12 protein-coding genes and 1 pseudogene are annotated in these 13133 nt (G+C 32.6%); 6 read left to right on the top strand and 7 right to left on the bottom strand.

Going from position 1 to position 13133, the window contains the following annotated elements; all coding sequences use genetic code 11:
* Nucleotides 1-70: 70 nt before the first annotated feature.
* The 4 genes from JFU23_RS15205 to JFU23_RS15190 all read right to left on the bottom strand — a co-directional run bounded on the left by JFU23_RS15205 (nucleotide 71) and on the right by JFU23_RS15190 (nucleotide 3093).
* Complete coding sequence (locus JFU23_RS15205) at nucleotides 71-1051, bottom strand: glycosyltransferase family 2 protein (RefSeq protein ID WP_201032208.1); 981 nt, start codon at nucleotides 1049-1051, stop codon at nucleotides 71-73.
* Between the two features lie 231 nt (nucleotides 1052-1282).
* On the bottom strand, nucleotides 1283-1627 hold the full coding sequence (locus tag JFU23_RS15200) for a DUF2304 domain-containing protein (RefSeq protein ID WP_002016417.1): 345 nt from the start codon (nucleotides 1625-1627) through the stop codon (nucleotides 1283-1285).
* 6 nt (nucleotides 1628-1633) lie between these two features.
* Nucleotides 1634-2362 carry a glycosyltransferase family 2 protein gene (locus tag JFU23_RS15195; RefSeq protein ID WP_000021472.1) on the bottom strand — a complete coding sequence of 243 codons (729 nt, stop codon included), beginning with the start codon at nucleotides 2360-2362 and terminating at the stop codon, nucleotides 1634-1636.
* A 218-nt stretch (nucleotides 2363-2580) separates the two neighbouring features.
* Nucleotides 2581-3093, bottom strand: coding sequence for an acyl-CoA thioesterase (locus JFU23_RS15190; RefSeq protein WP_000412118.1), 513 nt, complete (start codon nucleotides 3091-3093; stop codon nucleotides 2581-2583).
* Nucleotides 3094-3459: 366 nt separating this feature from the next.
* On the opposite strand from JFU23_RS15190, the gene JFU23_RS15185 reads away from it, so the two are divergent.
* The gene (locus tag JFU23_RS15185) at nucleotides 3460-4773 is read left to right on the top strand and encodes an ArnT family glycosyltransferase (RefSeq protein ID WP_201032207.1); all 1314 of its coding nucleotides are present in this window, start codon (nucleotides 3460-3462) and stop codon (nucleotides 4771-4773) included.
* A gap of 78 nt (nucleotides 4774-4851) precedes the next feature.
* Here JFU23_RS15185 and JFU23_RS31205 read toward each other — a convergent pair whose 3' ends face one another.
* From JFU23_RS31205 to JFU23_RS15175, 3 genes and pseudogenes are all read right to left on the bottom strand, one after another.
* Nucleotides 4852-5658 carry a methyl-accepting chemotaxis protein gene (locus JFU23_RS31205; RefSeq protein WP_374191753.1) on the bottom strand — a complete coding sequence of 269 codons (807 nt, stop codon included), beginning with the start codon at nucleotides 5656-5658 and terminating at the stop codon, nucleotides 4852-4854.
* Nucleotides 5653-6033: pseudogene (locus JFU23_RS31200) on the bottom strand (protoglobin family protein); the annotation flags it as partial. The pseudogene JFU23_RS31200 and the gene JFU23_RS31205, both read right to left, overlap by 6 nt.
* 240 nt (nucleotides 6034-6273) lie before the next feature.
* Nucleotides 6274-6906: a trimeric intracellular cation channel family protein gene (locus tag JFU23_RS15175; RefSeq protein WP_002016412.1), complete on the bottom strand. Its 633-nt coding sequence runs from the start codon at nucleotides 6904-6906 to the stop codon at nucleotides 6274-6276.
* 495 nt (nucleotides 6907-7401) lie between these two features.
* Here JFU23_RS15175 and JFU23_RS15170 point away from each other — a divergent pair, with 495 nt between their 5' ends.
* The 5 genes from JFU23_RS15170 to JFU23_RS15150 all read left to right on the top strand — a co-directional run bounded on the left by JFU23_RS15170 (nucleotide 7402) and on the right by JFU23_RS15150 (nucleotide 13099).
* The gene (locus JFU23_RS15170) at nucleotides 7402-8853 is read left to right on the top strand and encodes an O-antigen ligase family protein (RefSeq protein WP_201032205.1); all 1452 of its coding nucleotides are present in this window, start codon (nucleotides 7402-7404) and stop codon (nucleotides 8851-8853) included.
* A 95-nt stretch (nucleotides 8854-8948) separates the two neighbouring features.
* Complete coding sequence (locus JFU23_RS15165; RefSeq protein WP_002089874.1) at nucleotides 8949-10058, top strand: glycosyltransferase family 4 protein; 1110 nt, start codon at nucleotides 8949-8951, stop codon at nucleotides 10056-10058.
* 21 nt (nucleotides 10059-10079) lie between these two features.
* Nucleotides 10080-10820 carry a WecB/TagA/CpsF family glycosyltransferase gene (locus JFU23_RS15160; protein ID WP_002016406.1) on the top strand — a complete coding sequence of 247 codons (741 nt, stop codon included), beginning with the start codon at nucleotides 10080-10082 and terminating at the stop codon, nucleotides 10818-10820.
* Nucleotides 10821-10974: 154 nt separating this feature from the next.
* Complete coding sequence (locus JFU23_RS15155; RefSeq protein ID WP_002138953.1) at nucleotides 10975-12174, top strand: MFS transporter; 1200 nt, start codon at nucleotides 10975-10977, stop codon at nucleotides 12172-12174.
* 208 nt (nucleotides 12175-12382) lie between these two features.
* Nucleotides 12383-13099, top strand: a complete 717-nt coding sequence (locus JFU23_RS15150; protein WP_002089871.1) for a LytR/AlgR family response regulator transcription factor — start codon at nucleotides 12383-12385, stop codon at nucleotides 13097-13099.
* The last annotated feature ends 34 nt before the right edge of the window (nucleotides 13100-13133 follow it).

Here is a 13133-nt window from a genome sequence, read left to right as displayed (position 1 = left end):
AGGACGCACTTCGTCCTATTTGTAAATTTGATTTGTTTACGGAAAGTATGTTTAAAAGCGTATTCTTTATTTAAGAAAACATAAACTTTATTCGTACAAACCAAAGCATTGCGTATAGCTTTTTGCTTCGTTTTCCATTTTTTGAATAAATTTTGCGACAATATTTATTTATATCGCCCTTGATTAATTGAACTTGTGATTTATCTAACTTAGAGCTTCCTTTAATGTATATACAAGCATTGTTAATGACTGTATATGGGAATAGATAAGTTTCAAGGATTTCAATAAGTTCTGTAGAATCATTCACGATCAAGTCTTTTGATTTATTATGAACCCAATCCTTCATGCGATTAAATACTTCTAATTCTTTTGCTGTTTTTAATTCATAATCTTTATACTTTGAAGAAAGATTTCCTTCGGATAAGATTCGATAATATGTTAAATATTCATCTACATAGCATACATTTGTTACACTCATTAATTTAAATAGAAATTCTAAGTCTTCTCCCCAGCTACATCCTGGTGTGAAACGAATATTATGATCCATCACGATAGATCTTTTGAAAATCCAAGTGCTCGTCTGAGCAACAACTTGATGTGTTAAGAAAGCTTTTGTCATATCACCTTTAATAAAGTTTGTCGTGTGCTCAACTTTTTCACCAGTCTCTTCGTAAAAGTTCATATAGCCACAATAACAAGCGTTCATGTTGTTTGTATGCATACTATCGATTTGTTTTTCTATTTTTGTTGGGTGCCATAAATCATCACTATCAAGAAAAGCAACATATTCTCCGCTAGCATTTTCAATTCCTGTATTACGAGCAACTGAAACGCCTTGATTTTCTTGTGGGACGTATTTTATTTGTCCGGGGTACTTTTGTACAAGGTTTTTTACGATGGAAGGTGATTGATCTTTGCTTCCATCATCTACAATTACAATTTCAATGTTTTTATATGTTTGATCTAGTATTGATTGCATCGTTTCTTCAATATATTTTTCCGTATTATACAGAGGTATGACAACGGAAACGAGTTGTTTTTGTTCCATCATAGAGTTTTTATCTCCTCAAATTTTTTATGTTTTGTACCATATATACAAGCCTTTTGAAAGGAAGAAGACTACAAGAACATCTGTATAAGTTTAACGCATATAAACTTTGTAAATCAACTTTCTATTGTGGTATCTCTTATAATTAGAAAGAAATAATTTGAAATGATAAAAGCTCCTGAATTTTTCAAGCAAAATTCAGGAGCTTTTATATATTAGTATTTAGTTAGGAAGTTATTCTTTATCTGTTATCTTTAATTTTTGTTTTAATAATGCATAATCTTGCGTTAATGTTACAAGTTGATGGTGTAATTTGGAGATTTTTCTCGTCAGGTCAAAAATTAGGATAAAACAGAATAATAGTCCGAATAAGAATAAAATGGACGGAGGATATTCTACTTTTAATAGTTTTCCAATCCAGTTTATAATTTTATCCGTAGAACTTAAAATAGCCATTGCAACACAAACGAAAATCCATAAAATAGCATATTTTGTTTCTAAAGTCCCACGACGAATGGAATTAATAATTAAGAAGAATAGTAATAAAATAAAGATAAATGAAAAGGTAATTATATGCATTTATTATCAACCTTTCACGATTTTTTGCATCAATATAGCAAGACTTACCTTCACCATGTAATATGCAGATTTAAGGGGAGTGATGGAAGATTGTCCACCTTGTCGCTCTTGCATATTTACAGATATTTCATTAATGCGAAGTTTTTTCTTTTTTAAATGAATAAGGACTTCTGGCTCCGGATAATCTTTTGGATAATTGTGTGCAAAAATCTTAATTACTTCTCGATTGATAGCACGATACCCAGAAGTTGGATCCATAAATGTTTGTTTCGTTAGTACTTTCAATAGAGCGGTAAAATAAAAAATACCGATTCTTCGGGAAATACTACCTTTATATGCTGTTTTTTCTGTAAAACGTGAACCCAGCACCATATCGCATTGATCCTCGGCAATAGGCTGTATGATTTTGTATAAATCATCAGGATTATGTTGTCCATCAGCATCGAACTGAATCGCAATATCATATCCGTTCTCATAAGCGTATTTATATCCAGTTTGTACAGCTGAACCGATACCTAGATTGTATGGTAAATTAACGAGATGAACAGGGAAATCTTTTACGATTTGAGCTGTTTTATCTTTTGATCCATCATTAATAACGCAAATGCTTAATGCTGTAAAATGCTGTTTTAGTTCTAATAATCTTGTTAATGTATCTGCAATTGCTTCTTCCTCGTTATACGCTGGAATAATAATTAACGTTTTTGGTATTGAAATTGGTACCTCAATAGACATTACCGCACCATCCCTTATATACTTAATCATATTATGGTTATTTTTAAACGAACATTATTTAATATACCATTAATAGCATAATAAAATAAAGGAAAAGCTGATGGGTGATTTTAGGAAACAGGCATCGAATAAAAACGCTAAGGTGTAACACTTTATTATAATAAAAAATACATGCAAGGAAGAAAACACCTGTGCATGTATAAGCTAAAATCCTAATGTTACATATTCCAAGGCTTACTTAAAGTTAACACTTCAGCCATTTCTTTACTTTTCAAACGCCCTTTTTTTCTATTTTCTGCACGCTCTGAACCAGTTGTATGTAGCCAATGTTCTTCCTCTGTTTCAGGAATTACTTGTGGTACAGATGAAGGTTTTCCGTCTTTTAATGCGACAAATGTAATGAAACATGTTGCGGCCATCCTACGCTCGCCTGCTAGTAGATCCTCTGCAATTACTTTTACGAAAACTTCCATTGAAGATTTTCCTGTATAACATACGAATGCTTCATAACAAACAGAATCTGCTTGGTGAATTGGAGTTAAAAAATCAACGGAATCGATAGATGCTGTTACGCAATGTTTGCGGCTGTGTCTCGCAGCTGCAATTGAAGCTATACTATCAATTTCTGCTAATAATTTCCCCCCGAAAAGTGTTTGGTGATTATTTAAATCGTTAGGAAAAACACGTGTTGTTTTAATTGCTTTTGATTCTCGCATGAATTTCTTTTCCATATATTCATCCCCTATTTTCTGTTTTCAATCAGAGTGACATGTGTAAGTGGAGTACCCATATTAGATATTTAATGAAGTAAAGTGTTCCAAAAGAGGATTATCCCACTATTTGCGGGCTAATAGTCAGTGGGGGATGAAAAAAACCCCCGTGGATTAAAGTTTCACTTTATTGAAATTTCTGTATTTGTATTCATGTAACTGAAAGAAAATTTATCATATATAAAATGTAGTGTAAAAGAGGATTCGCTTACATTGCAAGTGAAAAAGTAATGACTATGTATTTGTCATAGAAATTCCCTATTAACCTTGTGCTTATTCATGATAGAATCGTTTTGTTATGAATGGAAATAGAGGTGCAATGGACATATGAATCATATAAGAACAAATTTTTCGTCTTTCTTCAGTAAAATAATGATTGGTGCGATGCTCGCATTTTTTGTCTATAGTTGTTGGTCGGCTTTTGAAACAAGTAAGCAATTTTTTGGGGGAAGTACAACAAGTATAACAATTGTATTAGTGATTTTTGTTATTCTTATTTTGTTAGTAGCATCAATTTTGCAATATCGTTTTACAGATAAACAATTTCTTGTTTTTCTTATGAGCATATCTACAGTTGTAAGACTTATCACAGTTCTATTTGTAGATGTTCCAATGATAGGTGATATGAAAGCTATGTATGAGTCTGCAAAGCAGATTGCAGTTGGCAATAATATAGAAAATATAGCACAGTTACCTTTTATTATTTATGAATCGATCATCATTCGTATATTTGGTGATACGGTATTCGCTTTACAATTATTTAATATTTTATTTTGTACAGGAACTGCATTTTTCATTTATCGCATTGCGTCAATGGTCTTTGGAGAAGAGTGTGGTCGTATTGCATCAATGTTTTACGCTTTATATATTCCAAATATATTTATGAGTTCTGTATTAACGGCGGAATCACTCGCAATATTTTTATTTTATTGTGCTTGTTACATATTTTTATATAAGGGATTAGACCATCCTTATATGTGGGTAATTTCATCCATTTTATTTGCGCTTAGCAATATGATTTTCCCAATGGGGTTATTTTTACCTATTTTTATAGTTGTATATGTGCTGTTAATTGAATTATTTCAATCAGGGGCGAAACAAAAATTACTATTAAAAATGATGGGAATACTTATTCTGTTTTATAGTACTCATTTTGGTGTGAACTATGGTATCAAGATGATGGGAATGTCACAGTATACGATTTCTAATCAGACTTATTTTCAATCTGTTTTAATTGGAAAAAGTCAAAATGAAGAAAAAACATCCAAAAATAAAAGTGTAAAAGAGCACATTGATCAAGAGTTAAAAGAAATGGAAGTAGAAAGATTTAAACTGTTAAAACCAGTTATTAACCAGCTTTCAGACGAGGGAATAAATTCTATTATTTTTAAATGTGAAAAGCTTATATATATAGTGGTGACATTATTTATGGCCATAGCTTTATTACATTTTCTAGTTAAGAAACAGCAAAATGAAGGATATATGTTGTTTGTATTATTAATTACCGGATACGTGTCGTTAAGGCTCTTCCGAGTAGATATGGCATATTATAATATTATTATGCCAGCTTTGTTTATTTTACAAAGCTTTGGTGTTTATATGAGTTATTTTTATTGCCAAAAAATATTTTTCAGAAAATAAAAGAATCCATTTTGGATTCTTTTTTTGTAGATGAATGCAAAGCGGAGATGAAGAATCTCCACTTTGTATCGATTCGTCTTATCGGTTTAGTTCTAGTTGTAAATTATCCGCTGTTAAGGCCATTGTTGAGGAATCGTCTTGAATACTCTTCATTACTTGTGAGATAGTCTCTAATTCATTTTCAATTTTTTTATTTTGTTCTTTAGAGTTAGACATATCTTTTACGATTTCTTGGAAATATTGATCTGTCGCATGCATACTATCTGTCCCTTCAGATACGAGAGAGCTTATTTGTTCCACGGAAGAAGAGACGTGTATAATTTGTTCATTAGTTTTTTCAACGAGTTTTGTAACGTTGGAAATTGATTCTTTCGTTTGCTCTGATAACTTTCGGATTTCTCCCGCTACGACTGAAAAACCTTTACCAAATTCGCCAGCACGTGCAGATTCAATAGCAGCATTTAATGCTAGTAAATTTGTTTGCTCGGCGATTGATTTTACAATATCAATGATTTCGTTAATTTTGTTAGAAATATCAAGAAGTTCATGAGTATCAGTAATGATAGTTTCCATATTCGTTTGGATGCTTTCCATTCGTTTGTTTTGCAGATTTAATTGTTCTTTTCCTTTATTGGCCTTTTCTTCTGATGTCGTAGCTAATGATGTACCTGTTTTTGCAATTCCTACGATACTTTCTGATTTAGATGTTAACTGTTGAATAGAAGAGCTTGTTTTTTCAGATACTGTCGCTAGTTCTGTTGCAATATGTGTAATCGTCATAGTTGTCAGTTCTTTTTCTTTTTCATGTTCTTTTTGGATTCTTTCATATTCGGATTCATAAGCTGAAATAACAAGTTCTTGTTCTAATGTGAATAATTTATTTATTACGTTTATAGAATAAGAAAAATCGTCTATCGTTGAAATTTTCGTTTGCAAAATCTTTATGACGGAGCGGAATAATTCTTGATAAGCAGCGGTATACCATTTTCTATGTAAACCAATTTGTACGTGCCTTTTTGCAATTCTAACACGTTGTTCAATAAAATCTTCATTCATATTCCCGCTGAACAATTCTTTAATATGTGTCTTTAAAGTTTGTTTTAATTTGGGAATAGAGCTGTAGCGTTCAATAACAGCAATTAAATTAGGTTGTTTTGTGATGTTGGTGTAGAATTTTTCTGTTATCCAATCTATTTCCTCATAAATAAATGGCTGTAATACTTTAACAATTTGTAAATCTTCCTTTGAAATATGTAGCATATCCATTTGAGTTTTTAGTTCAGAATTAGCAGGCACGTTAAATATGATTTGTTGGCCTTTGCTTAATTCAATTATACTGGTGTTTGTTTTATTTTTTTTAAAAACCCCAAGCATCATTCTTCCCCCTGTTTATAAAACGTTTTCATTTTTTATTCTAATGTAATTATATATTTTTATATACAATTACTCTATAGTAGATGGAATTGTATATAAATTAAGAGAATTCTATGTAGAATTCTCTTAATGGCCTTTATTAATTTTTGCATGTGTTTTAAAGAAAACTGGGAAATGTACATTATATATTACGGTGACTACACGAATAACGAATGTTATTAATAAACAGACATAGAAAGCTAATATGTGTGCCCCCATTGCATGTGTAATTAAGAAACTAACTGCTCCTAGAATAGAAGCAATTGCATATATCTCTTTTCGGAATACATACGGGATATCTTGAGCGCAAATGTCACGTAAAATACCGCCCCCAATACCTGTAATAACTCCCATTGAAACGACTAAAAACGAGGCGTCAACGTGATGTGACATTGCTGCATTTGCACCAATAGCTGTAAATACCCCTAAACCAACAGCATCAGAAAGCATAATAACAACTTGAAGTTTATTAATGCGCTCAAAAAACATACATGTGAATAATGCTGATAGTACACTTACGAAAAAGTAAATGGGTTTTACAAATGCGACAGGAGGCAGGTTACCAATCATAATATCACGAATAATACCGCCGCCGAGCGCAGTAGCTACAGCTAAACAAAGGACACCAAATAAATCTAGATCTTTTTTTAAACCAACTAATGTACCAGAAATGGCAGCGGCGATAATGCCAAGAAACGTAAATATATCGATTAATAACATGGCTTTAATTCCTTCCTCTTAAAGATGTTCCAGAGAAAAAATATACACTAAAGTTTTGGAAATAACAATTACTTTTCGCTACATGTAGAAAAATGGATGAAATAGCTAAAGAAAGCGTTTGAAAATGCTTGATAAGTAGCAATAAAGTAAAGCGAAAAAGTGTGGAAAGATTAATAGTATAGTTTTTTGATGTAGCTTAGTTGGAGGGATGGTACAATAAGATAAGTCCGTTTTGTACATTTGTATAAAATGATAAAAAAATATTTCTGTACGGTCGAAAATAAGTGCGTATGTGTTAGATAGTTTTTATAGGGATAGGGAAGGATAGCTAAAGGACAATGTTTTCGGTTACTAATAATGCTGGACTTGACTAGTTTCGGCATGAAAAATAGTTCTCAATTTAAATATGAGTTATGTTATAATTGCTAGGTGTGTTTAAACAGTAGAAAACTATGATTAAAAGATAATGTGAAGATTTTGTATGGAGGTCTTGGAATGTTAGCAAATCAAGCTAGGGTTAGATTTGAGCATTTTTTGCTCTTTTTTATTATTTTACAGCCTGTTTTAGATTTATTAACGTCTCTTAGTATCGTTTTATTAAAGTCAAATGCCACTGTTGGAATTTTGGTAAGATTTCTTATTATGGCTGTTGGTGGTATTTACATTTTAATTCAGGCAAAAGAGAAGGAAAATAGGAAGTTTTTAATTTACTTAATACTATTAGCAGTAGTTTTAGGGATAGGGTTTATTAATAATAAACTAGTTAAGAATCCTATTGTACTTGGTGAAGAAGTTAAGTTTGTTGCGAAGGCATTATATATATATATCATGCTAGGATCATACATTTTAGCTTTAAAATCATTGAAAAAGAAAGTAAATATTAGTGACAAAGTCAGAAATAGTATTGTGTATTCAACATTAATCATTAACGCTATTATGGTTATTTCTATTTCGACATCTACAGACTTTGGTAGTTATCAATGGATGAAAGTTGGTTCCCGAGGGTGGTTCTATGCAGGTAATGAACTAGGGTCAATCTTAGCTATTATTTTCCCTATTGTGGTACTATATTCTATTCAAAAAACAAAGAGCGTGAAACACGTTTTATATTGGATTCCATCGCTTTTAATGATTTACTCGTTAATTCAAGTTGGTACGAAAGTAGGGATGGGCTCAATTGGTGCTACGTTAGCAGCAGCAATCGGGATTATCGTACTACAATTATTATTTGATAGAAGAAATCCAAACAAAATGTCGCTTGTACTTAATGGATTAATTGCTATTTTCCTATTGGCTGGTGTTGTTGGAACGTTTAAAATGACGCCATTAGCACAAAATATGGGTATTCATAACAATTATTTATCAGAACAAAATGTAGCGCAGCAAGGTCAAAAAGAAAAAGAAATTAAAGAGAAAATTAAAAAAGAAGAAAAACAACATAAAGTTGAGAAACCAGAAGAAAAGGCGAAGGTAGAAGCTGAAGTTAAGAAAGAGCTTGAGAAAGAGCAAAAGAAAGAAAATCAAGAAAATCTTATTTTCAGTGGACGTCAAGTATATGAAGAGCGACATAAGCAGTTCTTTAAAGAAGCGCCAATGTCACAAAAATTATTTGGAATGGGTTACGCAGGTAACTTTAAGTATAATGAACAAAAAGAGCCAGATCCGAAGCTAATCGAAATGGACTTCCATGATTGGTTTTATGATTTCGGAATTATTGGTTTTGCGTTAATGATGATTCCATTTATTTATTACGGCGTAAGAATCCTACTAGCATTTGTTACAAGATTTAAGGAAATATTTAATGTGAAATATGGAATGATTACAGCAAGCTTAGTATTAGCATTAGGTATTGCATATATTGCAGGACATATTTTGACAGCACCAGGAGTAGGGATTTACTTTGTAGTGGTGTTAGCTTGTCTAATTGTAGATTTAGAAATTGAATGATAAAAATAAAAGCTAACTTTTGTTAGCTTTTATTTTTTAGTACAGTAAAATAAAGATAGATGGAAATGTAGCGAGGATTTAAAGGAGGAAAAAATATGAGGATATTGCATATGAATGCAGGGGCAGAAGATGGTGGAGGAAAAACACATATTATTTCACTGCTCGATCAGTTTCCGGATGGTGAAGTAGAATTAGCAGTATTTGAAGATGGAATTGTTGCGAAAGAAGCAAGAGAGCTAGGAATAAAAGTTCATGTGTTTTCACAAAAATCTCGCTATGATTTATCCATTTTAAAGAACATAAGTGAATTCATTAATAAAGAAAAATTTGATGTAGTTCATACACACGGTCCTAGGGCGAATTTCTTTGTTTCTCTAATGAAGAAAAAATTCGCGGCAAAATGGGTTACGACAATTCATAGTGATCCATTTCAAGACTTTACTAAACAAGGCTTAAAAGGCTGGATTTTTACTAAATTAAATTTGAAAGCTTTAAAAAATATAGATTTATTTTTTGTTGTAACGAATAGGTTGAAAAAAAGCTTAGCCGCATTAGGTATTTCAAATGAAAAGATGCATGTTATCTATAACGGGATTGAATATGATCAGGAAAAAGCAGATGGCTATAATAAAAAGGAAATGTTTAATATTGATGAAGATGTATTTACGGCAATCCAAGTAGCGCGTTTGCATCCTGTTAAAGGACATGAAGTTTTATTCGATGCGTTACAACAAACAAAATTGGAGAAAATTAAAGTGTTATTAGTTGGTGACGGGCCGTTAGAAAGAGAACTAAAGGCGTTAGCTACTGAAAAAGGGATTAATGATAAAGTTGAATTTTTAGGGCATCGTCAAGATGTGAAACAATTATTTGCTTCATCACATGTCAATTTGTTAACTTCCCATAGCGAAGGATTTCCATTAGTTTTATTAGAAGCGGCAAATCAACGTGTACCATCAATTGTGACTAGAGCTGGAGAAATCGAACCGTTAATTGCAGATGAAACTTATGGGTGGATTGTACCAACTGGTGATGGAAAAGCATTGGCATCGGCATTAGAAGAGGCGTATGATAAGTGGAAAACTGGAGAGTTATCAGTAATGGGCAAGCATATTTATGAGCATGCTACTATGAACTTCTCACTTCAAAAATTATATGAAGATACGAAAGAAACATATAAGCAATTAATAGCGAAAAACCTTTAATGATAGAGAGGATAGTTAAATATGGCAGTACAAACGGTTGATATTCTAGGTGTTCCTTTCTCTACAATGACAATGGATGAAACGGTCCAATATTTAAAGGAACAACTAGAATTGGAGCAAACTCATACTTTTCAGGTAGTAACAGCAAATCCTGAAATTGTTATGTGTGCAAAAAAGGATGAAGAGTTCCATAAAACATTACTAAATACCGATTTAATTACACCTGATGGTATTGGGGTTGTAAAAGCAAGTGGTATGCTTGGTACACCTGTAAAAGAACGTGTAGCAGGTTTTGATTTAATGTGTAATTTATTTGCGAAGTTATCAGAAGAGAATAAACCAGTATCTGTTTTCTTATTAGGTGCAAAACCACATGTTGTACAAGCCGCGGCTGATCATTTAACGAAGACATATTCGGCTGCATCTATCGTGGGGATACAAGATGGATATTTTAAACAAGAAGAAGAAGAGAATATTGTTTCACGTATTCAAGAGGCAAAACCAGATCTATTACTTGTAGCACTTGGCTTTCCAAGACAAGAAAACTTTATCCAAAACAATAAGCATCGTTTAGAAACGAAAATGGCTGTTGGAGTAGGCGGTAGTTTAGATGTGTGGGCTGGAGAGGTAAAGCGTGCGCCAAAATGGATTCAATCTATTCATTTAGAGTGGTTTTACAGATTATGTAGTAATCCAACACGTTGGCGTCGTCAGTTAGTATTAGCTGAATTTTTAAAAGAAGTAATGCGTTCAAAAAAGTAGCGGAACATCGCTACTTTTTTTATTTGTTTATTTTTGATAAACATTTTACTTTTTGGGAATGATGAAGGAGAATTTTTTATAAGAAAGTATTTTACTTATTAAATATACACATGTAAAATGATGTGTAAAGACAGCTGTGTAAGGAGGACTTCTTGTGAGCAAGGTAAAAGAAATTTCGAAGCGAAAGCTACTTGGTATAGCAGGGCTTGGCTGGCTATTTGATGCAATGGATGTTGGAATGCTTTCATTTGTAATCGTAGCACTCCAAAAAGATTGGGGATTAAGTACTCAAGAAATGGGTTGGATAGGTAGCGTTAATTCAATTGGTATGGCAGTAGGAGCGCTCCTTTTTGGGATACTATCAGATAAAATAGGACGGAAATCAGTCTTTATTATTACATTATTACTATTTTCTATCGGTAGTGGTTTAACTGCTTTAACGACGACATTCGCGATGTTCCTCGTTTTACGCTTTTTAATTGGTATGGGACTTGGCGGGGAACTTCCAGTTGCATCTACTCTTGTATCAGAAAGTGTTGAAGCGCACGAACGTGGAAAAATAGTTGTACTATTAGAAAGCTTTTGGGCCGGTGGTTGGTTAATTGCAGCTCTTATCTCATATTTTGTTATTCCTAAATACGGTTGGGAAGTTGCTATGGTAATAAGTGCAGTTCCAGCGTTATATGCTTTATATTTAAGATGGAATTTACCCGATTCTCCAAGGTTCCAAAAGGTTGCAAAAAGGCCATCTGTTATTGAAAATATAAAATCGGTTTGGTCTGGAGAATATCGTAAAGCAACAATTATGTTATGGATTCTATGGTTTTGTGTGGTCTTTTCCTATTATGGAATGTTCCTTTGGTTACCTAGTGTAATGGTACTGAAAGGCTTTAGTTTAATAAAAAGTTTTCAGTACGTACTCATTATGACTTTAGCTCAACTTCCAGGATATTTCACAGCTGCATGGTTTATTGAACGTCTTGGTCGTAAATTTGTATTGGTTACGTATTTAATTGGTACAGCATGTAGTGCTTATGTGTTCGGAATTGCGGATTCATTAACAGCATTAATAGTGGCGGGTATGTTACTATCCTTCTTTAATTTAGGTGCTTGGGGTGCATTATACGCTTATACACCGGAACAGTATCCAACAACTATTCGCGGTACAGGTGCAGGAATGGCAGCTGCATTTGGGCGTATTGGTGGTATTCTTGGACCACTATTAGTAGGGTATTTAGTTGCTTCACAAGCTTCACTATCGCTAATATTTACGATTTTCTGTGGATCAATTTTAATTGGGGCACTTGCTGTAGTTATACTTGGTCAAGAAACGAAACAGAGGGAATTAGTATAAAGAGAAACCTTAATCAGTGGTGTTTTGTCCATCAACCACTGATTATTAGCCCGCACCAATCGGGATAAAAGAAAAGGGGAACCAAAGTGGTTTCCTTTTTTCTGTTTTTTTAGATAAATAATGGTATAGTAAGAAAAAGGGAATGTTTCTTACTAAAGCGAATGTATACAACAAGACATATGGACAAAGGAATTAGGTGGCTGGATAAATGAAAATCTTACTTATCATGGAAGAAACAGAAGAGCGAAGAAAATTAGTTGAGAACTTTACTGAAAACATTCGAAATGTAGAATGTTTTGAAGCGAAAACTGGAACAGAATCTTTGCTAATAATGAAAAAACATACACCTGATTTTGTTTTTTTAAATTCGCAATTAATGGATGGTACTGGTTTTGAATATTCGAGTTTGCTACGAGAAGTGAATTGTTATACGAAATTTATTTTTATTGGTGAGGATATAGAAGAGGCAATTACAGCTTTTCGTTTCCAAGCGTTTTATTATTTATTACGACCATTTCGTGAAGAAGATTTACAATTCATTTTATATAAAATGGGAAAAGAACAAGGTGAGAAAGCAAAGAGTCATCTGCGTAAACTGCCGATAGAAGGCCATGAGGGGATTAGATATATTCTCCCGGAGGATATTGTATATATTAGTAAAAATAAGGAAAACAAAACCGTTTCAATTTATACAACGAATAATCAGTATATTTCAACATACACACTCCAGGAATTAGAAAATAAACTAAATGCATATGATTTTTTACGTGTACATAAAAGCTATTTAATTAATATGTCATATGTACAAGAACTTAAACCTTATTATAATGGCACGTATAATTTGCATTTAGACAGGTACGATGAGCAACCGATTCCAGTAAGCCGTAATTATGTAAAACGGCTTCGAAATAAAATTGAGCTATGACAAGTAATGAGAGAATTTTAACATAATAGCCTAG

This window comes from Bacillus sp. TH50 (assembly GCF_016650565.1).
Classification (GTDB): Bacteria; Bacillota; Bacilli; order Bacillales; family Bacillaceae_G; genus Bacillus_A; species Bacillus_A mycoides.
This window is presented reverse-complemented; position numbering and strand designations above follow the sequence as displayed.

What these genes read in the sequence shown, in the direction of transcription:
- JFU23_RS15205 (WP_201032208.1), bottom strand. Translation starts at nt 1,051, where the DNA reads ATGATGGAACAAAAACAACTCGTTTCCGTTGTCATACCTCTGTATAAT.
- JFU23_RS15200 (WP_002016417.1), bottom strand. Translation starts at nt 1,627, where the DNA reads ATGCATATAATTACCTTTTCATTTATCTTTATTTTATTACTATTCTTC.
- JFU23_RS15195 (WP_000021472.1), bottom strand. Translation starts at nt 2,362, where the DNA reads ATGTCTATTGAGGTACCAATTTCAATACCAAAAACGTTAATTATTATT.
- JFU23_RS15190 (WP_000412118.1), bottom strand. Translation starts at nt 3,093, where the DNA reads ATGGAAAAGAAATTCATGCGAGAATCAAAAGCAATTAAAACAACACGT.
- JFU23_RS15185 (WP_201032207.1), top strand. Translation starts at nt 3,460, where the DNA reads ATGAATCATATAAGAACAAATTTTTCGTCTTTCTTCAGTAAAATAATG.
- JFU23_RS15175 (WP_002016412.1), bottom strand. Translation starts at nt 6,906, where the DNA reads ATGTTATTAATCGATATATTTACGTTTCTTGGCATTATCGCCGCTGCC.
- JFU23_RS15170 (WP_201032205.1), top strand. Translation starts at nt 7,402, where the DNA reads ATGTTAGCAAATCAAGCTAGGGTTAGATTTGAGCATTTTTTGCTCTTT.
- JFU23_RS15165 (WP_002089874.1), top strand. Translation starts at nt 8,949, where the DNA reads ATGAGGATATTGCATATGAATGCAGGGGCAGAAGATGGTGGAGGAAAA.
- JFU23_RS15160 (WP_002016406.1), top strand. Translation starts at nt 10,080, where the DNA reads ATGGCAGTACAAACGGTTGATATTCTAGGTGTTCCTTTCTCTACAATG.
- JFU23_RS15150 (WP_002089871.1), top strand. Translation starts at nt 12,383, where the DNA reads ATGAAAATCTTACTTATCATGGAAGAAACAGAAGAGCGAAGAAAATTA.